The sequence below is a fragment of the Cellulosimicrobium sp. SJTW-1 genome (assembly GCF_047716875.1).
Lineage (GTDB): Bacteria > Actinomycetota > Actinomycetes > Actinomycetales > Cellulomonadaceae > Cellulosimicrobium > Cellulosimicrobium funkei.
This window is the reverse complement of record NZ_CP136680.1, coordinates 1753177-1776018: the sequence shown is the minus strand read 5'-3', so window position 1 is coordinate 1776018 and position 22842 is coordinate 1753177. Positions and strand designations below refer to the sequence as shown.

Here is a 22842-nt window from a genome sequence, read left to right as displayed (position 1 = left end):
CCCCTCCGTCCCGGCCCGCGAGCCCGATCGCCTTCCCCGGTCGATCGGACCCGCGCGCCCGCCTCATCTCCGCGCCGACCCGTTGCGGTCGAACACCTGTACGTAGAACATCTGTACGAATGTCTATCACGAGCGACCGACAGAGTCGAGACATGCTCGAACAGGTGTTTGATTCGTGTCGCATCCTCCCCTAGCCTGGGGTGAGGTCGGTTCGCCGGACATGTCCGCTCGGACCCGGAGGGGCGACCGAGGTCCCGGGGCGCACGCCCCGGGGAGGGGAGGCCGCAGGCCCGGTTGGCGCCGGCGGCACGCGACGGACGAGGGCGGAGCGACCATGGCGGGACGAGGCACGGACAGGGCACGGGGGCTCGCCGAGGTGCGCGAGCTGCCGGACGGGTCGGCAGGGGGTGACGGGCTCACCCCGCGCCAGCGGCTCGTGCTCGAGACCATCCGCGCGTGCGTCGAGCAGCGCGGCTACCCGCCGAGCATGCGCGAGATCGGCGAGGCCGTCGGGCTCACGAGCCCGTCCTCCGTCAAGCACCAGCTCACCACGCTCGAGCGCAAGGGGTTCCTGCGGCGCGACCCGAACCGTCCGCGCGCCATCGAGGTGGTCCAGCCCGACGACGCCCGCCGCGCCACCCCGCTCGCGCCGGCCGGGACGGCCCCCGAGCCCGCGTACGACGAGGCCCACCCCGCGCCGTCGTACGTCCCCGTCGTCGGCCGCATCGCCGCCGGTGGCCCCATCCTCGCGGAGCAGGTCGTGGAGGACGTCTTCCCGCTGCCGCGCCAGCTCGTCGGCGAGGGAGAGCTCTTCCTCCTGCGCGTCCAGGGCGACTCGATGATCGACGCCGCGATCTGCGACGGCGACTGGGTCGTCGTGCGGCGCCAGCCGGTCGCGGAGAACGGCGAGATCGTGGCCGCCATGATCGACGGCGAGGCCACCGTGAAGAGCCTGCGGCGCGCCGACGGCCACGTGTGGCTCATGCCGCACAACGCCGCGTACGACCCGATCCCCGGCGACGACGCCCAGGTGCTGGGGCGCGTCGTCTCCGTCCTGCGCAGCCTCTGAACGGTCTCCGAGCGGCTCCGGGCGCCCCTCCTGGCAGGCTCGGGACACCACGAGAGCCGGGCGGTCCCTCGACCGCCCGGCTCTCGTCGTGCCGGGCCCGACGGGCCCGTGGGCTCAGAGCCCGAAGCGTCGCGCGACCGCGCGCAGCGACTCCGCGGACGAGCGCAGGCCCGCGAGCTCGTCGTCCGCGAGCGGGACCTCGACGCGCTCCGTCGCGCCCCGGCGGTCGACGAGCGTCGGGAGCGACAGGCAGACGTCCTCGAGCCCGTAGATGCCGTCGAGGAGCGTCGACACGGGCAGCACCCGGTGCTCGTCGGCGAGCACCGCCTCGATGATCCGGGTGCCCGCGAGCCCGACCGCGTAGTTGGTCGCGCCCTTGCCCTCGATGATCCGGTAGGCCGACTGCACGACCTCGCGCGCGATCTCGTCGCGCACGTCGCCCGTGAGCGGTCCCCGACCGCCGATGCCCTGCCACTCGAGCAGCGGCGCACCGCCGATCGTCGCGGAGCTCCAGAGCGGGATCTCGCTGTCGCCGTGCTCCCCCGCGATGTACGCATGCACGTTCTGCACCGCGACGCCGCAGTGCTGCGCCACGAGGAACCGCAGCCGCGAGGAGTCGAGCACGGTGCCGCTGCCGAAGAGCTGGGTCGGGGGCAGCCCCGAGAACTTGAGCGCCGCGTACGTGACGATGTCGACCGGGTTGGTCACCATGACGTAGACGGCATCCGGGGCGACCTCCACGAGGCCCGGGAGGATCGTCCGCATGAGCCCGATCGTGCCCTCGGCGAGGTCGAGACGCGTCTGGCCCGGCTTCTGCTTGGCGCCGGCCGTGACCACGACGACGTCGGCGCCCGCGCACACCGCGACGTCGTCGGACCCCTCGACGCGCGCCATGGGCATGAACTGGATGCCGTGCTGGAGGTCGAGGACCTCGGCCTCGACCTTCGCGCGGTTGACGTCGAGGAGCGCCACCGTGCGCGCCGCGCCGCGCATGAGCGCGGCGTAGGCCAGCGTCGAGCCGACGGCACCGGCGCCGACGATCGCGAGCTTCGTGGTCCGCGCTCCCCCTCCCGGACCGCCCGTGGTCGCGTCGCCGGTGCCCTGCGGTGACGTGCTCGTCATGTCGCCTCCGTGAAGTCGCTGGAAAGGGCTCAGCCTAGGGCGGCGAGGCGGCGGAGCGCAGCGGTAACCACGTCGCGGTCGGTCGTCTGCCAGAACCCCGGCATGGACCGCGTGAGGAACGACCCGTAGCGCGCCGTCACGAGCCGCGGGTCCAGGACCGCGACGACCCCGCGGTCGGCCGTGGACCGCACGAGCCGCCCGGCACCCTGGGCGAGCAGGAGGGCCGCGTGCGTCGCGGAGACCTGCATGAACCCGTTGCCGCCCGCGGCCTCGACGGCGCGAGCCCGCGCCGACCTCACCGGGTCGTCCGGGCGCGGGAACGGGATGCGGTCGATGAGCACGAGCTGGCACGACGGCCCGGGCACGTCCACGCCCTGCCACAGCGACAGCGTGCCGAACAGGCACGTCGCCGGGTCCTCGGCGAACTCCCGCACGAGCGTCGGCAGCTGGTCGTCGCCCTGGCACAGGACCGGCACGTCCAGCCGCTCGCGCATCGCCTCCGCCGCGGCCACCGCGGCGCGCCGCGAGGAGAACAGGCCGAGGGTCCGACCACCGGCGGCCTCGACGAGCGCCGCGATCTCGTCGAGCTGGTGCTCGGTCGACGCCTCGCGGCCGGGCGTCGGCAGGCGCTTCGCGACGTAGAGGATGCCCTGGCGCGGGTAGTCGAACGGGCTCCCGACGTCGAGCCCGCGCCAGCGCGGCGCGTCGCCGTCGCCCGCGTCCGCGGCTCCGCCCGTCGCCGCGGGGCCGAGCCCGAAGGTGCGCGCGACGGCGTCGAAGCTCCCGCCGAGCGCGAGCGTCGCGGACGTGAAGACGCCGGTGCGCTCCGCCAGCAGGTGGGTGCGGATGAGGCCCGCCACACCGAGCGGGGCGGCGTGCAGGCGGCTCGCGCCGTCGCCGAAGCGGTCGCCGGACCAGCCGCCCTCCCCCGGCCGCGAGCACCACAGCACGTCGTGGCCCGTGGGGTCGGCCGCCATGCGCTCGGCGACCTCGAAGAGCTGCAGCATCGTCGACTGCGCCATCTTCAGGCCCGTGTCCGGCTGGGCCGGCTTGGTCACGCCGGTCTCGGGCTTGAGCGTGGAGAGCACCTCGCGCGCGGCGTCCCGCACCGCCGCGACGGCGGAGCGCGCGGCGTCGGGCAGGCCGTCGGGGAAGCGCTCGGCGGGCAGCGACCCGACGACCGTGCCGAACACGGCGGACGCGGCGTCGAGCGCGTCCGTCGTGACCCCGCCGTGGCGGCGGGCGAGGCGCGCCGCGCTCTCGATCGCCGGGACCGAGAGGTCCACCGTCGCGGCGGCCGTGACGCGGTCGGCGAGCTCGTGCGCCTCGTCGACGACGAGGACGTCGTGCTCGGGCAGCACCCCGGGCGACCCCATGGCCGCGATGCCGAGCATCGCGTGGTTCGTCACGACGACGTCGGCCTCGCGCGCCGCGGCGCGCGCCCGCTCGGGGAAGCACTCGGCGAGCAGCGGGCAGCGCTGGCCCAGGCACTCGAGCGCCGTGACGGAGACCTGCCGCCACGCCTTGTCGCTCACGCCGGGGACGAGGTCGTCCCGGTCGCCCGTGGGCGTCTCGTCGGCCCACTCCCGCAGGCGCACGACCTGCTCGCCGAGGGCCGCCATGCTCGTCCCCCCGCGCGCGGCAGGGTGGTCGGCGGCGCCCGCCGCCTCGCCGGGGAGGTCGAAGAGCGTGGGCTCGTCCGCGGGGTAGCCGCCCGCGATCTTGTGCACGCACAGGTAGTTGTGCCAGCCCTTGAGGAGCGCGATCGACGCGGGCCGCGGGAGGCGGTCGGCGACGGCGTCGGCCACGAGCGGGAGGTCCCGCGTGATGACCTGGCGCTGGAGGGCGAGGGTCGCCGTCGAGACGACGACGCGCTCGTCGGTCGCGACCGCGTGACGCACGGCCGGCACGAGGTACCCGAGCGACTTCCCCGTCCCGGTCCCGGCCTGGACCACGAGGTGCTCGGAGCCCTCGATGGCGTCCGTGACGGCACGCGCCATGGTCCGCTGGCCGTCGCGCCGCGCGCCGCCCAGGCGCGTGACCGCGAGGTCGAGGAGCTCCTCGACGGCGGGCACGTCACCGGCCGCCTGCCCGGGCGCCTCCGTGTCCGGACGGTCGGGCACGGGAGCGGTACGGGTGGAGGGGGGCACCTGCCGATTCTACGGTCGGGCACCCACGCGGCGGGGGCCCTGTGGACCGGCCCCGGGACGCACGCGACCCCGCGCAGCCGTGGCCGCGCGGGGTCGTGCGTGGGGCCGACGCCGGGTCCAGCGGGCGGGCCCGCCGCGCCGCCGGGAGGCCCGGGGGGGGCGGCTCAGCTCCCGGCGGAGGCGCCCACGAGCTCCGTCGCGAGGGCCTGGGCGACACGGCCGCGCAGGAGCGTGCCCTCGGGCGTGTGCTCCTCGTGGTCGATCTCGCCCTCGGTGTGCACGCGGTGCACGAGGTCGCCCCGGTGGTACGGCACGACGACGTCGATCTCGACGTCCGGGCGCGGGAGCTCGTGCGCGATGAGCTCGCGCAGGTGCTCGATCCCCTCGCCCGTGTGCGCCGACACGACGACCGTGCGGCGCTCGCGCAGCCGGATGCGCGCGATCGTCTCCGGGTCGGCGAGGTCCGCCTTGTTGAGCACGATCACCTCGGGCACGTCCTCCACGCCCGGGATGTCGGCCAGGACGTGGCGCACCGCCGCGATCTGGCCCTCCGGGTCGGGGTGCGACGCGTCCACCACGTGCAGCAGCAGGTCGGCGTCGCCGACCTCCTCGAGCGTCGAGCGGAACGCCTCGACGAGCTGGTGCGGCAGCGCGCGCACGAACCCGACGGTGTCGGCGAGCGTGTAGACCCGGCCGTCCTCGGTGCGCGTGCGGCGCACCGTGGGGTCGAGCGTCGCGAACAGCGCGTTCTCGACGAGCACGCCCGCGCCGGTGATGGCGTTGAGCAGGCTCGACTTGCCCGCGTTCGTGTAGCCCGCGATCGCGACGGACGGCACGGCGTGCCGCTTGCGCGACGCGCGCTTCGTCTCGCGCCCCGGGGCCATCGCCTGGATCTCGCGGCGCAGCTTGGCCATGCGGTTGCGGATGCGCCGGCGGTCCAGCTCGATCTTCGTCTCACCGGGACCGCGCGACCCCATGCCCGCGCCGGCGCCGCCGACCTGGCCACCGGCCTGGCGGGACATCGACTCGCCCCAGCCGCGCAGGCGCGGGAGGAGGTACTCGAGCTGGGCGAGCTCGACCTGCGCCTTGCCCTCCCGCGACTTGGCGTGCTGGGCGAAGATGTCGAGGATCAGCGCGGTCCGGTCGATGACCTTGACCTTGACGATGTCCTCGAGCGCGCGCCGCTGGGAGGGCGCGAGCTCGCCGTCGATCACGACCGTGTCCGCGCCGCTGGCGGCGACGACGTCGGCGAGCTGCGCGGCCTTGCCGGAGCCCAGGTACGTGCCCGGGTCGGGCTTCGCGCGGCGCTGGATCACGCCGTCGAGCACCTGCGAGCCCGCGGTCTCCGCGAGGGCGGCGAGCTCGCGCAGCGAGATCTCGGCCTCCTCGGCGGACGTGGGCGCGCCGTCCTCGCGCGGGTCGGAGCCGGGGCTCCAGAGCCCGACGAGCACGACCTTCTCGAGGCGCAGCTGCCGGTACTCGACCTCGGTGACGTCCTCGAGCTCGGTCGACAGGCCGACGACACGGCGCAGCGCGCTGCGCTCCTCGAGCTCGAGCTGCTCGCCGTCGTGCTCCGTGTGGACCGTGCCGCCCTCGGCGCGTGCCGTCCCGGCCCGAGCGAGCACCCGCGCCACGACGTCGCTCGCGATGTCCCGCGTCGCGCCGGTCGGCTCGTCCTGAGCCGAGGTGGGGTTCGGAGTGTTCGCAGGGGTTGGGCTCATGTGCCGCCTTCCGTCGGTGGTGGGCGCTCGTGCGTCCCGGGTGTGACAACAAGCGTGGCACGCGAAATCGTCCCGAGGCCAGCGGTTAAGCGCACGACGAGCGGCCCGGACGCGCCGCGCCGCCTCCTGACGTGGGCGCGCCCGCGTAGGATCGGCCGACGTGACCGAGGACCAGGACCCCGCCGTCGACGCCGCGCCCGACGGCGCGGCGGACCACTACTTCACCGCCCGGCCCGCGTCCGCCGCCGAGCGCCGCACGATCTCCGTGCGGCTCGCGGGCCGCGACGTCGAGGTCGAGGTCGCCTCGGGCGTCTTCTCCCCCGGCCGCCTGGACCTCGGCACGCAGGTGCTCCTGCGCACCACCCCGCCGCTCGACGACGTCCTCGCGGCCCGGCCCGACGACGGCCCCGCCCATGTCCTCGACCTCGGCTGCGGCTGGGGCCCGGTCGCCCTGACGATGGCCCTGGAGGCGCCGGAGGCGACCGTGTGGGCCGTCGACGTCAACGAGCGCGCGCTCGACCTCGTGCGCCGCAACGCGCAGCGTCTCGGGCTGGACAACGTCCAGGCCGTGCTCCCGGACGACGTGCCCGACGACGTCGCGCTCGCCGCGCTGTGGTCGAACCCGCCGATCCGGGTCGGCAAGGACGTCCTGCACGGGATGCTCCTGCACTGGCTGCCCCGGCTCGCGCCGGGCGCGAGCGCGCACCTCGTGGTGCAGCGCAACCTGGGCTCGGACTCGCTCCAGCGCTGGCTCGCCGAGGCGCTGCCCCCGCTCCTGCCGGGCGCGGTCGTCGAGCGCGCCGCGAGCGCGAAGGGGTTCCGCGTCCTCGAGGTCGTCGCGCCCCGCTGAGCCGGCGGTCAGACCGGCGCGCGGTCGCCCTCGGACGCCGCCGCGACCGGCTCGGCGGGCTGGGCGGTCACGAGGCCGTCCGCGCCCTGGTGCGCGTCGTCCTCCGGCGGGACCGGCGTCCCCGGGACGAGCGCGGCGAGGTCGATCTCCCCCGCGTGGACGAGCACCGCGGGACCGGCGAGCTCGACGCGGCCGCCCGGGAGCGCCCGCACGCGCACCGTGCCGCCCGGGACGTCGACGAGGTAGGTGTCCGGCGCGTCGGGGCCGCCCCACACGCGGACCGCGAGCGCCGCCGCGCACGCGCCCGTGCCGCACGACGGCGTCTCCCCGACGCCGCGCTCGTGCACGCGCATGCGAACGTGCCCGACGACGGTGCCGTCGTCCGCGGTCGTCTCGCCGAGGGGCACCACGAGCTCGACGTTCGTCCCGTGGGACGGGTGCGGCTCGACGACGGGCGCCTCGGTGAGGTCGGCGCGCTCGAGCACGTCCTCGCGCGCGACGGCGAGGACGGTGTGAGGGTTGCCGAGGTCGACGCTGAGCGCCGGGCGCGGGACCTCCCAGCCCCGCACGACGACTGTCGCGTCGTAGCCGTCCTGGAGCGCGGGGCGCCCGCCGGGGAGGAACCACGGGCCCATGTCGACGGCGAACCAGCCGTCGTCCTCCTTGCGCACGCGCTTGACGCCCGCGCGCGTGCCGACCGGGACCTCGGTGCCGCCCGCGAAGCTCACGAGCCCGAGGCGCTCGGCGAAGGCCGCGAAGACGCGGACCCCGTTGCCGCACATCTCGGCGACCGAGCCGTCGGCGTTGCGGTAGTCCATGAACCAGATGGCGTGCGGGTCCTCCGCGAGCACGTCGCGCGACTCCGGGACGAGCGCGGTCGGCACGAGGCGGATGACGCCGTCCCCCCCGACGCCGCCGCGGCGGTCGGCGAGCGCACGCACGAGCTCGGGCGTGAGGTCGAGCTCGCCCTTCGTGTCGGCGAGGAGCACGAAGTCGTTGCGGGTCCCGTGGCCCTTGGTGAAGCGGGTGCGCGTCATGAGCCCAGACTACGGCGCACGGGCGCGCCGCTGTCCGCCTCGTCCGGCCCGACGGCGGTGCCCGGCACGGTCGCGGGGTCGTGCCCGTCCGTGCCCTGCGCGGCAGCGCGCTCGTCCGCCGCGGCGACGAGCGCGAGAGCGTCCTCGACGCGCGTCGGCGACTGCGCGTCGAGCCACCCGACGCGCGGGTCCCGGCCGAACCAGCCCATCTGCTTGCGCGCGAGGCGCCGCGTGTTCGCGGTGACGGCCTCGCGCGCGGCGTCCTGCGTGGTCTCGCCGTGGAGCGCGGCGAGCACCTCCGCATAGCCGACGGCGCGCTGGGCCGTGCGGCCCATGCCGTGCGCCTCGACGCGGCGCACCTCGGCCACGAGGCCCTGCTCCCACATCCGCTCGACGCGGCCGGCGACCCGCGCGTCGAGCACGGCCCGGTCGCAGTCGAGGCCGATCTGCACGGTCGGGCGGACGTAGACCTGGCGCGGGAGGTTCGCCGTGAACGGCTCGCCGGTGAGCTCCATGACCTCGAGCGCCCGGACGAGCCGGCGGGTGTTGGCCGGGCCGATGCTCGCGGCGGCCGCGGGGTCGCGCCGGAGGAGCTCGTCGTGCAGCGCGCGCGGGCCCTGCTCCTCGGCGCGCGCCTCGAGCGCCGCCCGCACGGCGGGGTCCGTGCCCGGGAACCGCATGTCGTCGAGGAGGGCGCGGACGTACAGCCCGCTGCCGCCCACGACGACGGCGCGCGCCCCCCGGGCGGCGATCTCGTCGAGCACGCGGCGGGCCTCGGTCTGGTACCGGGCCACGGACGCGTCCTCGGCGGGGTCGAGCACGTCGAGGAGATGGTGGCGCACACCGCGGCGCTCGGCGACGGGGACCTTCGCGGTCCCGACGTCCATGCCGCGGTAGAGCTGGTAGGCGTCGGCGTTGACGATCTCCGCGGGCGCCCCGGGGACGGACAGGCGCTCGGCGAGGTCGAGGGCGAGGTCGGACTTCCCCGTGGCCGTCGGGCCGACGACGGCGACGACGACGCCTGGGCCTGCGGGGTCGTGCTCGGTCTTCACCCGCGCAACGGTACCGTCCGGGCGGCCGGCGGCCCGAGGCGTGTGGGCGAGGATGCGTAGGGTGTCCGGTGGTCGGTCCGCCAGCGCGCACCGACGCGTACGACCTCAGCACGACGACCTCGCACGACCTCTCAGACGACAAGGACTCGAGAACATGGGTTTCTTCACCAAGCCGGACGCCGCACCGACGAGCCAGAACGCGCCGCTGACGCGCGAGCGCGTCGAGGCGTTCCTCACGAGCCGCGAGTGGCGGTACTTCGTCGACTCGGACGGGGACCTGGGCGGCAACTGGGACGGCAAGGTGTTCTTCTTCTTCCTCATGGGTGAGAAGCAGGAGATCCTGCAGGTCCGCGGCCGGTGGAACCGGACGCTCCCGGCGTCGGCCGAGGCGCAGGTCGCGCTCGTCGCCAACGAGTTCAACCGCGACAAGATCTGGCCGAAGGTCTACGCGCGCGTCGAGGACGACCAGCTCGCGGTCTACACCGAGGTCGCGACGGACCTGGAGTTCGGCGTCGCGGACGACCAGCTCGGCCAGCTCATCGAGTGCGGCCTGTTCACGGGACTGCAGTTCTTCGACGCGCTCGACGCCCGCTTCCCCGACACGGCCGCGCAGACCGTGGCCGAGGGCGGCGCCGACGTCGACGCGCGGTGACCGGCACGCACGAGACCACCGCGGGCCGCACCGCTCCGGACGGCGCCCCGGGCGAGGAGGCGACGACGGCCTTCCAGGTCGACCTGCGGGGCGTCGTCGACCTCCTGGCCCGGCACCTGTACTCGAGCCCGCGCGTCTACCTGCGTGAGCTGCTGCAGAACGGCGTCGACGCGATCACCGCGCGCGCCGGGCTCGAGGGACCGCAGGCGCCGGCGCGGATCCTGCTCCGTCCGCTGCCCGACGGCGGCCTGGAGGTGCACGACTCGGGTGTCGGCCTCACGCGGGACGAGGCGCAGGAGCTGCTCGCGACCATCGGGCGCAGCTCCAAGCGCGACGTCGAGCTCGGGACGGGTCGCGAGGAGTTCCTCGGTCAGTTCGGCATCGGGCTCCTGTCCGCGTTCATGGTCGCCGACGAGATCGAGCTCGTCTCGCGCTCCGCACGCCGCACGACGGCGGGCGACGCGCCCGTCCCCGTGCGCTGGCGCGGCCGCGCCGACGGCCGGTACGAGCTCGTCGAGCTCGCGCCGGACGACCCGGCGGCGCCCGTCGAGCCCGGGAGCGTCGTCCGGCTGCACCCGCGGCGGGACACCGAGCACTGGCTGGCCCCGGAGTCCGTGGTCGCGCTCGCCCAGGACTTCGGCTCGCTCCTGCCGGTCGAGCTGCTCGTCGAGACGCGTCTCGACGGCGGCCCCGGCGAGGACCGTGACGGTGGTGCGGGCGCCGACTCTCCGGTCGCGGTGCGCCGGCTCAGCGGGGAGGACCTGCCGTGGCGCGCTGCGCACCCGACGCCCGCGGCCCGCGACGCCGCGCTCGCCGGCTACGCCGAGCGCACGCTCGGCTTCACCCCGCTCGCACGGATCGACCTCGACCTGCCGCTCGCCGGCCTGACGGGCGTCGCGTACGTGCTCCCGGCCGCAGTCGCGCCGACCACGACGTCGCGGCACCGGGTCTACCTCAAGCGGATGCTCCTGGGCAGCGCGGTCGACGACCTGCTGCCCCCGTGGGCGTTCTTCGTGCGGTGCGTCCTCGACGCGTCCGTGCTGCGCCCGACGGCGTCGCGCGAGGGGCTGTACGAGGACGAGGTGCTGCTCGCGACCCGCGACGCGCTCGGGGCGCAGGTGCGCCGGTGGCTGCTGGAGACGCTCGCGACGGACTCGGTCCTCGCGCGGCGCTTCCTCGAGACCCACCACCTCGCCGTGCGCGCGCTCGCGCTCACCGACGACGAGATGCTCGACGTCGCCGCGCGCGTGCTGCCCTTCGAGACGACGGCCGGGTCCACGACCCTGGCGGACCTCGCGACGGACCACCCCGACGGGCGCCTGCTGTACACGGCGAGCGTCGAGGAGTTCCGGCGCATCGCGCCCGTCGCGGCGGCGCAGGGGCTCGCGGTCGTCAACGGGGGCTACGTCTACGACGCCGACCTGCTCGAGCGCGTCGCGGCGCGGTTCCCGCAGTGGCGGCTGTCGCCCGTCTCGGCCGCAGACGTCGCGCACGTCCTCACGGAGGTCGAGCCGCTGCGCGAGCTCGAGGTCGCCGACGCGCTCGCGTCGCTCGACGCCGCGCTCGCCGAGCAGGACTGCGACGTCGTGCTGCGCCGGTACGAGCCGGACGCCCTCCCGGCCATGCTCCTGCACGACCGCGAGGGCGACCACGCGCGCGAGGCCGCACGCGTCGCGGAGACGGACGACCTCTGGGGCGAGATCCTCGCGGGCCTCAGCGCCCCGGCCCGCCCCCGCCGCCTGGTCCTCAACGACGCCAACGCCACGGTGCGCGACCTGCTCGCGAGCCCCGACGCGCAGGTGCGCGCCGCGGGTGCCCGCTCCCTCTACGTCACGGCGGTGCTCGCGTCCGGCAAGGCGCTCCAGCCCGTCGAGGCGACTCTCATGAACGACTCCCTGTCGCTCCTGCTCGCCCGCGCCCTCGCGGCCGGGCAGGACCCCGCCACGGAACCCGACCCCCCTGCCGACGAGGAGAACCGATGACCCGGTCCGTGGACCAGGTGAACGCCGCCCTGTACGACGTCCGCCGCATGCCCTACGGCCTCGCGCGCTCCACGGCCGCCGCGGCCGAGCTCGAGCGCGTCGAGGCCGAGGGCCCCGACGCCGCGCGCGCCTACGCGCAGTTCGTCCTCGTCGAGTCGTACGTGTGGGGCGGCGAGGTGACCAAGGCGTACCTGCCGTTCACCAAGATGCTGCGCTGGTGGGACGAGCACCCCGAGCACTTCGACGCCGAGGACACGCACTCGCTGTTCTGGTCGTTCAAGTGGATGGTCGGGCACCTCATGGAGTTCCCCGACGTCCCCGCCGCGCAGATCGAGCGCACGCTCGACGACATGGCGCGCCGGTACGCGCTCGCGGGCAACGGCACGAACGCGGTCGCCCTGGAGCGCTTCGAGTGGGCGCGCGAACGTGGCGGCGCGGACGTCGAGGACGCGTACCGCGCGTGGGTCGCGACCCCGCGCGACGACTACTCGCAGTGCGAGGCGTGCGAGCCGGGCGACCGCGCGGCGTACCTCTTCGAGACGGGCCGGCACGACGAGGGCATCCGCCTGCTCGAGGGCGTGCTCCAGGGATCGCCGTCGTGCGCCACCGAGCCCGGCGACATGCTGTCCCACCTCCAGCTCGCGTACGTGGAGGTCGGCGACGCCGAGGCGGCGGCTCGGACGCACCGCCGCGGGCTGCGCCACCTCGACACCGGGGTGACGATGACGGGCCCGAAGGGTCGTCACGTGGAGTTCCTCGCCCGGACGGGCAACGCGTCGCGCGCGCTGCGCCTGCTCGTGGAGCACCAGGCGTTCCTCACGGAGGCGGACTCGCCGGGCGACCGGCTCGGCTTCCTCACGAGCGTGAGCGTCGCGACGGGCGTCCTGCGGGCCGACCACGGCGACACCGCGCTCGCGCTGCGCGACGTGCCCGCCACGACGCTCGCCGAGCTCGACGCGTGGGTGCGCGGCGAGGCGGCCGCCCTCGCGCAGTCCTTCGACGCGCGCAACGGCACGACGGCGGCGTCCGAACGGCTGCGCGCGGCGTGGGAGCGGGACGCGCGCACACTCCCCGTCGACCTGGCGGTGCTCTCCCTGGACGCCCCGCCTGCGTCGCCACGGCCCGTCGCCGTGGCCGAGGGCGCGACGAGCGGTCCGTCGGACCTCCCCGCCGGGCTCGCGCCGGAGGAGTCCGCGGTCACCGGCGGAGCCCCGGCGGAGGGCACCGACGAGCCCACCGACGCAGACGGCCTGCTCGCGCTCGCCGACGACGTCGCGGGTGACGACCCGGTCCGGGCGGCACGCCTCCTGCGTCGCGCGTCGTCGCACCTGGAGAGCTCCGGCCACCTCGACCGCGCCGGCTTCGCGCTCGCCGAGGCGGCGCAGCTCGCCGCGCTCGAGGGCGACGACGAGGGCGCCGCGCCCGCGTTCCTGCACGCGCTCGCGCTCCTGCGGGCCGGTGGCGTCGCGCCCCGGTTCGTCGGGCAGGTCGTGCGCGCCTACGCGCGGCTCGAGGCCGGGCGGGGCGACGTGACCGCCGCCCTGGCCCAGGTCGAGCGCACGCTCGACGACCTGGCCGCAGCGGGCGAGGGCACCGACGTCGCACCGGCGCCGCGGGCCGCCGAGCTCGTCGAGCGGGACGCGGCGGCCGACGCTCGCGAGCGCCGCGACCTCGACGACACGCGCGCCCGTCTGCTCGCCACCGCGGGCGAGCTCGACGCGGCGGCGACGCTCGCGGAGTCCGTCGCCGAGGAGTTCGCCCGCGCCGGGGACGTCCGCGACGCGGCGCACGCCTTCTGGCTCGCCGGGCGCTCGCGCTGCGCGGCGGGGAAGGACACGGACGCGGTGGAGCTGCTCGAGTCGGCCATGGAGGGCTTCGCGATCGTCCACGACGCGGAGTCGCGCGCGATGGTGGGCAACGAGATGGTCGCGGCGCTGCGCCGGCTCGGGCGCGACGACGAGGCGGCCGCCGTCGGGACGGGCCTCAGCGGCTGACGACGGGCCCCGCCGGGCGGGCGGCGGCTGCGGGGGCGCGGACCTCGTACCGCCGGACCGCCACGGCGGGGTCCGGCTCGTCGGCCGTCGCGACCGGCGCGGCCTCGGCGCCCGCCGCAGCGACGAACCCGTCGAGCACGGCCTGCGGCAGGGGTGCACGCGGGTCGTGCACGACGACGAGCCGCGCCCCCTCCCGGGCGAGCTCCGCACCGAGCTCTCGGGCTGCGTCCAGGACGGTCTCCGTCGCCGCACCCGCCTCCGAGCTCGTCCCCGAGCTCGTCCCCGAGCTCGTCCCCAAGCTTGTTTCCGCGCTCATTCCTGCTGCCGTCCGCGTCGTCGCGCCACCGAGCTCGACGACGTCGACGGGACCGGTCCAGCCCGCACCGGCGAGCGCGAGGAGCGCCACCGAGGCGGCCGTCCCGGCGACCGGCCGGTCGAACGGTCGCGTGGCGGCGGCCCATGCGGGGTCGATCCACCGGTCGGCGACGCCCGCCGCGGCGAGCGAGGCCCGGGCGGCGCCGCGGGCGCGCGCGGCCCCCGGGGCGACCACGACCACGGCCGACGCACCCGCCTCACCGGGCGGGCCCGACACGAGGTCGGCTAGCGCCGCGAGCGCGGCGTCGCGCACCGGCCCGAGGACCGAGGCGGCACCGGCCGCTCCCGGGACGAGCAGGGCGGTTCCGGGGAGCACGACGGCGCGGACGGTCACCGTCCCACCGTAGTGGTGCCCGCTCCACCACCCTCGCCGCGCCTCCCCGGACGGCCCGCGATGCGGCGTCCGCGGGCGCGCGCGAGTACGGTAGGGAGGTGAGGTTCTTCGGGGCGCGGGACGACGACGACCGGCGGGACGGGAATCCCGGCGGAGCGCAGGACGGGGGCCGGTCCGGCGCGGCCCGGCCGGCGGACGACCTGCAGTCGCAGGTCGAGGACCTGCTGGCACGCGAGCTGGGTCAGGTCGCGACCGACGTCCTGCGGCCTCCCACACCGCTCACGCTCTCGCGGGTCGTCGAGTGGATCACCGACAGCGGGTACAGCTACTTCGTCGACTCCGACGGCGACGTCGGCGGGCTGTGGCACGGCCGCCTGTTCTACTTCCTGCTCTTCGGCAACGACGACGAGATCCTCCAGGTGCGCGGCCAGTGGAACCGCGACCTCGCGCTCGAGCGCCTCGAGGAGATCCTCGAGTTCTGCAACGAGTGGAACGCCGACCGGATCTGGCCCAAGACCTACACGCGCGTCCGCGACAACGGGATGATCCAGGTCTTCACCGAGGTCACGGTCGACCTCGAGCACGGCGTGACGGACGACCAGCTCGACCAGCTCCTCCAGTGCGGCCTGAGCACGGGATCGATGTTCTTCGACGCGCTCGACGAGTTCTACCCCGACCCCGCGAGGCAGGCGCCATGACGCAGGCCCGCACCAACTGGTTCACGCGCCTGTTCGGCAACCGCCGGCCCAAGGCGCCGGACTCGCTCCCGCGCGAGGAGGAGCTGCCGCGCGCGCTGTCGATGGCGCGCATCGGCGACCACCTGACGCGCCGCGGCTACCACTTCCGCGTCGACGACGACGGCGACATCACGGGCACCTGGGACGGGCACCGCTTCTGGTTCCTGCTGCTCGGCGACCGGTCGGAGATCCTGCAGGTCCGCGGCCGCTGGTCGACGACGCTCCCCGTCGAGTCGCGCCTCGTCACGCTCCAGACCGTCAACGACTGGAACCGCGAGCGCATCTGGCCCAAGGTCTACGTGCGCGAGGAGGGCGGACGGCTCGCGCTCTACGCCGAGGTCTCCGTCGACCTCGAGCACGGCGCGACCGACGACCAGCTCGCCCAGACCGTCTCGTGCGGGCTCGGCACGGCCGTGCAGCTCTTCCACGCCATCGGCGCCCAGCTCCCGCCGGGGACCCTGGACGACTGACGTCCTGGCGCCGTCGTGCGCGCCCGCCGTCGGGTCCTGGACCCCGCCGTTCAGGCGCGGAGCGTGGGGAGCCCCAGAACGACCGGGCCCGACGGCGCGCCGCCGCCGTGGCCGTGGTCGTCGTCGCCACCGCCCAGGCGGGCGCGCTCGCGCTTCGCCCACGCGTCACCCGAGCGGGTCCGGCGCACGGCGAACGTGCCGCCCGCGAGCGCCGAGTCCGCGATGAGGTGGTGCGGCGCCGAGCGGGTGACCTCGACGGTGACGACGTCGCCGGGACGCGGCAGGCGGACGTCGAGGTCGTCCGCGAGGCGCGGGTCGACGGACCCGGGCGTGCCGGTCCCGTCGGAGGGGGCGTCGTCGGGCGCCCCGGCCACGACGGCCGCGGGGAGCGCGAGGTGCACGAGGCGGTTGTCGGGGGCGCGGCCCGTCACGCGGTGCGTCGCGCCGTCCTTGCGCCCTGCGCCCTCGCCGACGAGGACATCGATCGTCCGGCCCACCTGGCGTGCGGACTCCTCGCCGGCGATGCGCTCCTGGAGCGCCTGGAGTCGCTCGAAGCGCTCCTGGACGACCTCCTTGGGGAGCTGGCCGTCCATCGTCGCGGCGGGCGTCCCGGGGCGCGGCGAGTACTGGAAGATGAACGCGGAGGAGAACCGCGACGCCTCGACGACCCGCATCGTCTCCGCGAAGTCCTCCTCGGTCTCGCCCGGGAAGCCCACGATGATGTCGGTGGTGATCGCGGCGTCGGGCATGACGGCCCGGACGCGGTCGAGGATCCCGAGGAACCGCTCGGAGCGGTAGGAGCGGCGCATCGCACGCAGCACGCGGTCGGAGCCCGACTGGAGCGGCATGTGGAGCTGGGGCATGACGTTCGGCGTCTCGGCCATGGCCGCGATGACGTCGTCGGTGAACGCGGCCGGGTGCGGCGACGTGAACCGCACGCGCTCGAGCCCGTCGATCGTCCCGCACGCGCGCAGGAGCTTGGCGAACGCGCCCCGGTCGCCGAACTCGACGCCGTAGCTGTTGACGTTCTGACCGAGCAGCGTCACCTCGATGGCACCGGCCTCGACGAGCGCGCCCACCTCGGCGAGGACCTCGCCCGGACGGCGGTCGCGCTCCTTGCCGCGCAGGTGCGGCACGATGCAGAACGTGCACGTGTTGTTGCAGCCGACGCTGATGGACACCCACCCCGCGTAGACCGACTCGCGCTTCGTCGGCAGCGTCGAGGGGAACACCTGCAGAGACTCGGCGATCTCGACCTGCGCCGCCTCGTTGTGGCGCGCACGCTCGAGCAGGACGGGCAGGGCGTCGAGGTTGTGGGTGCCGAACACGACGTCGACCCAGGGGGCCTTCTCGACGATGGTGCCGCGGTCCTTCTGCGCGAGGCAGCCGCCGACGGCGATCTGCATGCCGGGTCGCGCGGCCTTCACCGAGGCGAGCTGGCCGAGGTTGCCGTACAGGCGCGTCGCGGCGTTCTCGCGCACGGCGCACGTGTTGATGACGACGACGTCGGCGCGGTTCGCGGCCTCGTCCTGCGCGCTCGCACGCGTGTAGCCCGCCTGCTCGAGCATCCCCGCCATGTGCTCGGAGTCGTGGACGTTCATCTGGCACCCGAGGGTGCGCACGACGTAGGTGCGGGGGTGCGCGCCGTCGGCCGGCGCAGCGGCGGTGGCGTGCGGTGCGGGGGCGGCCGGGACGGGGGCGGGGGCGATCGTGGACATCACCGTCCAGGGTACGGCTCCGGGTGCCGTGTTACTGAACTGTTGCCCGGTTGTTGCCGGGTGAGGTGGCACCGTGCAACAGAAGGGACATAGTGTCCAGGAATGGCCGACGAAACCCCTTCGCCGTCCGACGCGCAGCGCAGCGCTCAGGACGCTCAGCCCCTCCCCGCCGAGCAGGTCCTCGGTGAGCCGCTCGTCGAGCTGCGCGACGTGAACAAGCACTTCGGCGAGCTCCACGTGCTGCGCGACATCAACCTCACGGTCCGGCGCGGCGAGGTGCTCGTCGTCATCGGGCCCTCCGGCTCGGGCAAGTCGACCCTGTGCCGGGCGATCAACCGGCTCGAGACGATCGACTCGGGCGAGATCCTCGTCGACGGCGAACCGCTCCCCCAGGAGGGCAAGGCGCTCGCGCGGCTGCGCTCCGACGTCGGCATGGTCTTCCAGTCCTTCAACCTCTTCGCGCACAAGACGATCCTCGACAACGTGACGCTCGGGCCCGTCAAGGTGCGGCGCGAGCGGAGCAAGGACGCGAAGGAGCGCGCCCTCGCCCTCCTCGACCGGGTCGGCGTGAAGAACCAGGCGCAGAAGATGCCGGCCCAGCTCTCGGGCGGCCAGCAGCAGCGCGTCGCCATCGCCCGGGCCCTCGCGATGAAGCCCAAGGTCATGCTGTTCGACGAGCCCACGTCGGCGCTCGACCCCGAGATGATCAACGAGGTCCTGGACGTCATGGTCTCGCTCGCCAAGGAGGGCATGACCATGATCGTCGTCACCCACGAGATGGGCTTCGCCCGGAAGGCCGCGAACCGCGTGGTCTTCATGGCGGACGGCCAGATCGTCGAGGAGGCGCACCCCGAGGAGTTCTTCACCGCGCCGAAGAGCGAGCGTGCCAAGGACTTCCTCTCCAAGATCCTCACGCACTGAGGTCCCCCGCCCTCACCACGCACCGACCACCACGGACCGGGCCGCCAGGCCCCCCACACCCGGCCGACCGACGAGGCACACCGTCGTCGGACGACCACCACTCACGAAGGGTAGGAACGATGCGCACACGACACGCAGGTGCTGCCGTGCTGGCCGCTCTCACCGCGCTCACGCTCGCAGCGTGCAGCAGCGGCGACGTCGGCGACGACAGCACGACCACGGACCCCGAGCAGTCCGCCGGAGGCAGCGGCGACGGCGGCGGCGAGACGGTCAAGATCGGCATCAAGTTCGACCAGCCCGGCCTGGGGTTCCAGGACGGGTCGTCGTACACGGGGTTCGACGTCGACGTCGCCACCTACGTGGCGGGCGAGCTCGGCTTCTCCGAGGACCAGATCGAGTGGGTCGAGGCGCCGTCCGCGCAGCGCGAGACGATGCTGCAGACCGGGCAGGTCGACATGATCTTCGCGACGTACTCCATCACGGACACGCGCAAGGAGACCGTCGCGTTCGCCGGGCCGTACTTCGTCGCCGGGCAGGACCTGCTCGTCGCCGAGGACAACACCGACATCACCGGCCCGGAGTCGCTCGAGGGCAAGAACCTCTGCTCCGTCACGGGCTCGACGTCGGCGCAGCGCATCAAGGACGAGTACGCCGCGGGCGTGCAGCTCCTCGAGCGCCCCGGGTACGCCGAGTGCGTGACCGCGCTCACGGCCGGCCAGGTCGACGCCGTCACGACCGACGACATCATCCTCGCGGGCCTCGCGGCGCAGCCGCAGAACCAGGGCAAGGTGAAGGTGGTCGGGGCGCCGTTCTCGACCGAGCGCTACGGCGTCGGCCTGCCCCAGGACAACGACGTCTGCGAGGACGTCAACGCCGCGATCGAGAAGATGATCGAGGACGGTTCCTGGGAGGAGTTCGTCAGCAAGAACACCGAGGGCACCGGGTACACGCCGAACGCGAGCGAGAACCCGCCGACGGTCGACCCCTGCGCCTGACCTCTCTGCCGGGGAGCGGAGCGCGGCGTGCCGCGCTCCGCTCCCCGGCCTCGTCCGGTCGGTCCACGACCACGCCCTCCCGGAGGATGACCAACCGTGGGTGACTACCTCTCCCAGTTCACCGAGCTCCTCAGCACCTACGACGTGCTCGGCGCGTTCTGGGTGAACATCCAGCTGACGTTCTGGGCTGCGATCTTCTCCCTGATCCTCGGCACGGCGCTCGCGCTCATGCGGATCTCCCCCGTCTCGAGCCTGCGGTGGGCCGGCTCGACCTACGTGAACCTCCTGCGCAACACGCCGCTGACGATCATCATGACGTTCATGGTCCTCGCGGTGTGGACCCAGCTGCAGATCAGCCTGTCCCCCGACTTCCCGACGAACTTCTTCCGGTTCGCGGTCATCGGCCTGACCGTCTACCACGCCGCCTTCGTGTGCGAGGCGATCCGCTCGGGCGTCAACACGGTGCCGATCGGCCAGGCCGAGGCGGCGCGGGCGATCGGCCTCTCCTTCGCTCCCGCCGCGCGCCTCGTCATCCTCCCGCAGGCGTTCCGCGGCGCCATCGCCCCCCTCGGCAACACCCTCATCGCGCTGCTGAAGAACTCCACCGTCGCGGCCGCCGCGAGCGTCACGACGGAGACGTCGAGCCTCATGCGCACGATGATCGAGTTCAACTCGAACTACATCTACGCGATCTTCCTCACCTTCGCGATCGGCTACGTGATCCTCGTCATCCCGATCGGCCTGCTCACCACCTCGCTCTCGACCCGATTGGCGGTCCGCCGATGAGCGCCCCGCGTCAGTCCGTCCTCTTCGACGCCCCCGGGCCCCGGGCCCGGCGCGCGATCGCCGTCGGCAACGTGATCGGCGCCGTGATCGTGATCGGGATCGCCGTGCTCGTGCTGCTGGAGCTCGGACGCAAGGGCCAGCTCTCGTGGGAGCAGTGGGGTCCCGTCTTCACCGCCAACGCGTGGGAGAACTTCTTCCTGCCGGGCCTCCAGAACACGCTGCGCGCCGCCGGTTTCGCGATCGTCGGTGCCGTGATCTTCGGGCTGGTCTTCGGCTCCGGCCGGCTCTCGCACGTGCGCGCGCTGCGCTGGGCGTGCGGTGTCGTCGTCGAGTTCTTCCGCGCCGTGCCGGTGCTCCTCATGATGATCTTCTTCTGGCTCCTGCTGGGGCTGCAGAAGGTCCCGGACGCCCCGTTCCTCGCGGTCGTGATCTCCCTCGTGCTCTACAACGGCTCGGTGATCGCCGAGCTCGTCCGGTCCGGCGTCGGCAACCTGCCGAAGGGCCAGGGAGAGGCCGGCGTGGCGATCGGCCTGACGCGCGGGCAGACCCTGCGGTCGATCCAGCTCCCGCAGGCGCTCATCGCGATGCTGCCCGCGCTCGTGTCGCAGCTCGTCGTCGTGCTCAAGGACACCGCGCTCGGGCAGATCATCACGTACCCCGAGCTGCTGCGGGCCGCGCAGATCCTCGGCACGGCCTTCGGCAACACCCTGCAGACCCTCACGGTCGCCGCGGTCATCTTCATCGTCATCAACTACGCCCTGACCGCCCTGGCCCAGTGGCTCTCACGCTTCCTCAGCGGGCGCACCGCGGGCGCCACGGCTGCGGGACCGGGCATCGGCAACCCGACGGCGGTCGCGGGCGGCCCCACGGAGGACGCCCCGGCCACCTCCACCGTGCGCTGACGCACCCGTCGCCCGCCCGTGCTCGGGCGGGCGACGGGCCGCTCTGCCGTGGGGTGGGCCGCCCGTGCTCGTCCTGGCCGGTCGAGCGTCACTCCTCCGCGTCGAGCTCGCGCTGCACGATCTCGAAGGCCAGCCCGGGGCTGTACCCCTTGCGGGCGAGCGCGCCGACCGTCCGACGCACGCGCACGTCGCGGTCGAGACCGCGGGTCCTGGCGAGACGTGCTCGCGCGAGGGCCAGGGCGGCGTCCGCCTCGGAGTCGTCGTCCACCTGCTCGAGCGCGGCCGCACCGACCTCGCCGTCGATCCCCCGCCGGCGCAGCTCGGTCGAGATCGCGCGGCGGGACAGCCCGCGCTCGGCGTGCCGCGTGCGGACGATCATCTCCGCGTACTGCGCGTCGTCGACGAGCCCGACCTCCTCGAAGCGGTCGAGGATGGGCAGCACGACGTGCTCGGGGTATCCCTTGCGCGCGAGCGACTGCGTGAGCTCCGCGCGGCTCTTCGGTGCCGCGGTGAGGATGCGCAGGACGGTCTCGCGGGCGCGCTCGGCGAGGTCGGCGTCGCTGATCTCGCCGCGCTCCACGAGCTCGTGCAGCGACGGGCGCGGGCGCCGCCCGGCCTTGCGGCCGGTGCGGCGCCCGTCATCCTCCGCGGACGGGTCGACGGGCTCAGCGCCCTCGACCCCGTCCTGCTCGCCGATCAGAACGGCGACTTCTTCCCCTTGCCGGCCGCGGCGGTCGCCTTAGCCGGAGCGGCCACGGCGGCGTCGGCCGCGACGGTCACGCCGGCGGCCGGGTCGGCCGGTGCGTCGACCTTGGCCCCGACGCCGAGCTTCTCCTTGATCTTCTTCTCGAGCTCGTTCGCGAGGTCGGGGTTGTCGCGCAGGAACGAGCGCGCGTTCTCCTTGCCCTGCCCGAGCTGGTCGCCGCCGTAGGTGAACCACGACCCGGACTTGCGCACGAACCCGTGCTCCACGCCCATGTCGATGAGACCACCCTCGCGAGAGATGCCGACCCCGTAGAGGATGTCGAACTCGGCCTGCTTGAACGGCGGCGCCATCTTGTTCTTGACGACCTTCACGCGGGTCCGGTTGCCGACCGCGTCGGTGCCCTCCTTGAGGGTCTCGATGCGGCGGATGTCGAGACGGACCGAGGCGTAGAACTTCAGCGCCTTGCCACCGGTCGTCGTCTCGGGAGAGCCGAAGAACACGCCGATCTTCTCGCGGAGCTGGTTGATGAAGATCGCGGTCGTGCCGGACGCGCTGAGCGCACCGGTGATCTTGCGCAGCGCCTGCGACATGAGGCGGGCCTGGAGACCGACGTGGCTGTCGCCCATCTCGCCCTCGATCTCCGCCTTCGGCACGAGGGCCGCGACGGAGTCGATGACGATGATGTCGAGCGCGCCCGAGCGGATCAGCATGTCCGTGATCTCGAGCGCCTGCTCCCCCGTGTCCGGCTGGGAGACGAGCAGGGCGTCGGTGTCGACGCCGAGCTTCTTGGCGTACTCCGGGTCGAGGGCGTGCTCGGCGTCGATGAACGCCGCGATGCCGCCGGCGCGCTGGGCGCTGGCCACGGCGTGCAGCGCCACGGTCGTCTTTCCGGAGGACTCCGGGCCGTACACCTCGATGACGCGCCCGCGGGGCAGACCGCCGATGCCGAGCGCGATGTCCAGCGCGATGGAGCCCGTGGGGATGACCTCGACGGGGGCACGGCCCTCCTCGCCGAGGCGCATGACGGAGCCCTTGCCGAAACTCCGGTCGATCTGGGCGAGGGCTGCCTCGAGCGCCTTCTCGCGGTCTGCGGGTGCGGGCATGTCAGTCCACCTTCGGTTCGACGTCCATCTGTTCGTTGTGGCCCGACGTTACGGGCAGCCACCGACACGCGGTGCCGACGAGCCCCAGACCTGGGGACCGTCGTGCCGGACCGGCGTCCCGGGCCCGCCGGAGCGCGCCCTGTGCACAACTCTAGCCGAACACGTG

20 protein-coding genes are annotated in these 22842 nt (G+C 74.3%); 11 read left to right on the top strand and 9 right to left on the bottom strand.

What is annotated here, in order from left to right; translation table 11 throughout:
- Nucleotides 1-334 precede the first annotated feature (334 nt).
- Nucleotides 335-1069 (top strand): transcriptional repressor LexA, encoded by a 735-nt coding sequence (gene lexA, locus RSE42_RS08045; protein ID WP_031315073.1) that lies wholly within the window; start codon nt 335-337, stop codon nt 1067-1069.
- Between the two features lie 114 nt (nt 1070-1183).
- Here the strand turns inward: lexA and RSE42_RS08040 are convergent, their stop codons facing one another.
- The 3 genes from RSE42_RS08040 to hflX form a co-directional block, all read right to left on the bottom strand.
- The gene (locus RSE42_RS08040; protein ID WP_021479748.1) at nt 1184-2191 is read right to left on the bottom strand and encodes an L-lactate dehydrogenase; all 1008 of its coding nucleotides are present in this window, start codon (nt 2189-2191) and stop codon (nt 1184-1186) included.
- Between the two features lie 29 nt (nt 2192-2220).
- Complete coding sequence (locus RSE42_RS08035; RefSeq protein WP_415298854.1) at nt 2221-4314, bottom strand: ATP-dependent DNA helicase; 2094 nt, start codon at nt 4312-4314, stop codon at nt 2221-2223.
- 191 nt (nt 4315-4505) lie between these two features.
- On the bottom strand, nt 4506-6062 hold the full coding sequence (gene hflX, locus RSE42_RS08030; RefSeq protein WP_085388090.1) for a GTPase HflX: 1557 nt from the start codon (nt 6060-6062) through the stop codon (nt 4506-4508).
- A 160-nt stretch (nt 6063-6222) separates the two neighbouring features.
- On the opposite strand from hflX, the gene RSE42_RS08025 reads away from it, so the two are divergent.
- Nucleotides 6223-6912, top strand: coding sequence for a class I SAM-dependent methyltransferase (locus RSE42_RS08025; RefSeq protein WP_171467784.1), 690 nt, complete (start codon nt 6223-6225; stop codon nt 6910-6912).
- Between the two features lie 8 nt (nt 6913-6920).
- Here the strand turns inward: RSE42_RS08025 and dapF are convergent, their stop codons facing one another.
- Together dapF and miaA are read right to left on the bottom strand one after the other, a co-directional pair.
- The gene (dapF, locus tag RSE42_RS08020) at nt 6921-7949 is read right to left on the bottom strand and encodes a diaminopimelate epimerase (RefSeq protein WP_081599983.1); all 1029 of its coding nucleotides are present in this window, start codon (nt 7947-7949) and stop codon (nt 6921-6923) included.
- Nucleotides 7946-9001 (bottom strand): tRNA (adenosine(37)-N6)-dimethylallyltransferase MiaA, encoded by a 1056-nt coding sequence (miaA, locus tag RSE42_RS08015; RefSeq protein ID WP_415298518.1) that lies wholly within the window; start codon nt 8999-9001, stop codon nt 7946-7948. Before miaA ends, dapF begins: the two co-directional genes overlap by 4 nt.
- A 154-nt stretch (nt 9002-9155) precedes the next feature.
- On the opposite strand from miaA, the gene RSE42_RS08010 reads away from it, so the two are divergent.
- Genes RSE42_RS08010 through RSE42_RS08000 form a run of 3 tightly spaced genes read left to right on the top strand, consistent with a single transcriptional unit; the run spans nt 9156 to nt 13629 of the window.
- Nucleotides 9156-9653, top strand: coding sequence for a YbjN domain-containing protein (locus RSE42_RS08010; RefSeq protein WP_021483506.1), 498 nt, complete (start codon nt 9156-9158; stop codon nt 9651-9653).
- Nucleotides 9650-11635 (top strand): HSP90 family protein, encoded by a 1986-nt coding sequence (locus RSE42_RS08005; RefSeq protein ID WP_415298516.1) that lies wholly within the window; start codon nt 9650-9652, stop codon nt 11633-11635. The genes RSE42_RS08010 and RSE42_RS08005 overlap by 4 nt, the downstream gene beginning before the upstream one ends.
- The gene (locus tag RSE42_RS08000) at nt 11632-13629 is read left to right on the top strand and encodes a hypothetical protein (protein ID WP_415298514.1); all 1998 of its coding nucleotides are present in this window, start codon (nt 11632-11634) and stop codon (nt 13627-13629) included. Before RSE42_RS08005 ends, RSE42_RS08000 begins: the two co-directional genes overlap by 4 nt.
- On the opposite strand, the gene RSE42_RS07995 is transcribed toward RSE42_RS08000, so the two are convergent.
- Entirely contained in the window at nt 13619-14338 is a 720-nt protein-coding gene (locus RSE42_RS07995) for a hypothetical protein (protein ID WP_415298512.1), read from the bottom strand. The two genes, RSE42_RS08000 and RSE42_RS07995, sit on opposite strands and share 11 nt — an antisense overlap.
- Nucleotides 14339-14436: 98 nt before the next feature.
- Here RSE42_RS07995 and RSE42_RS07990 point away from each other — a divergent pair, with 98 nt between their 5' ends.
- Nucleotides 14437-15036 carry a YbjN domain-containing protein gene (locus tag RSE42_RS07990; protein ID WP_081599986.1) on the top strand — a complete coding sequence of 200 codons (600 nt, stop codon included), beginning with the start codon at nt 14437-14439 and terminating at the stop codon, nt 15034-15036.
- Nucleotides 15033-15545, top strand: a complete 513-nt coding sequence (locus RSE42_RS07985; protein WP_021483660.1) for a YbjN domain-containing protein — start codon at nt 15033-15035, stop codon at nt 15543-15545. Before RSE42_RS07990 ends, RSE42_RS07985 begins: the two co-directional genes overlap by 4 nt.
- 50 nt (nt 15546-15595) lie before the next feature.
- Here the strand turns inward: RSE42_RS07985 and miaB are convergent, their stop codons facing one another.
- A complete protein-coding gene (gene miaB / locus RSE42_RS07980; RefSeq protein WP_415298510.1) occupies nt 15596-17263 on the bottom strand; it encodes a tRNA (N6-isopentenyl adenosine(37)-C2)-methylthiotransferase MiaB in 1668 nt (555 codons plus the stop codon).
- Between the two features lie 102 nt (nt 17264-17365).
- On the opposite strand from miaB, the gene RSE42_RS07975 reads away from it, so the two are divergent.
- From RSE42_RS07975 to RSE42_RS07960, 4 genes are all read left to right on the top strand, one after another.
- Nucleotides 17366-18184, top strand: coding sequence for an amino acid ABC transporter ATP-binding protein (locus tag RSE42_RS07975; RefSeq protein WP_034655661.1), 819 nt, complete (start codon nt 17366-17368; stop codon nt 18182-18184).
- A gap of 119 nt (nt 18185-18303) precedes the next feature.
- Complete coding sequence (locus RSE42_RS07970) at nt 18304-19179, top strand: glutamate ABC transporter substrate-binding protein (RefSeq protein WP_021482423.1); 876 nt, start codon at nt 18304-18306, stop codon at nt 19177-19179.
- Between the two features lie 96 nt (nt 19180-19275).
- On the top strand, nt 19276-19965 hold the full coding sequence (locus tag RSE42_RS07965) for an amino acid ABC transporter permease (RefSeq protein WP_021482422.1): 690 nt from the start codon (nt 19276-19278) through the stop codon (nt 19963-19965).
- Nucleotides 19962-20867 carry an amino acid ABC transporter permease gene (locus RSE42_RS07960; RefSeq protein ID WP_021482421.1) on the top strand — a complete coding sequence of 302 codons (906 nt, stop codon included), beginning with the start codon at nt 19962-19964 and terminating at the stop codon, nt 20865-20867. The genes RSE42_RS07965 and RSE42_RS07960 overlap by 4 nt, the downstream gene beginning before the upstream one ends.
- An 88-nt stretch (nt 20868-20955) precedes the next feature.
- Here the strand turns inward: RSE42_RS07960 and RSE42_RS07955 are convergent, their stop codons facing one another.
- Complete coding sequence (locus RSE42_RS07955; RefSeq protein WP_228485303.1) at nt 20956-21447, bottom strand: regulatory protein RecX; 492 nt, start codon at nt 21445-21447, stop codon at nt 20956-20958.
- 116 nt (nt 21448-21563) lie between these two features.
- Complete coding sequence (gene recA, locus RSE42_RS07950) at nt 21564-22676, bottom strand: recombinase RecA (RefSeq protein ID WP_034655657.1); 1113 nt, start codon at nt 22674-22676, stop codon at nt 21564-21566.
- Nucleotides 22677-22842 lie beyond the last annotated feature (166 nt).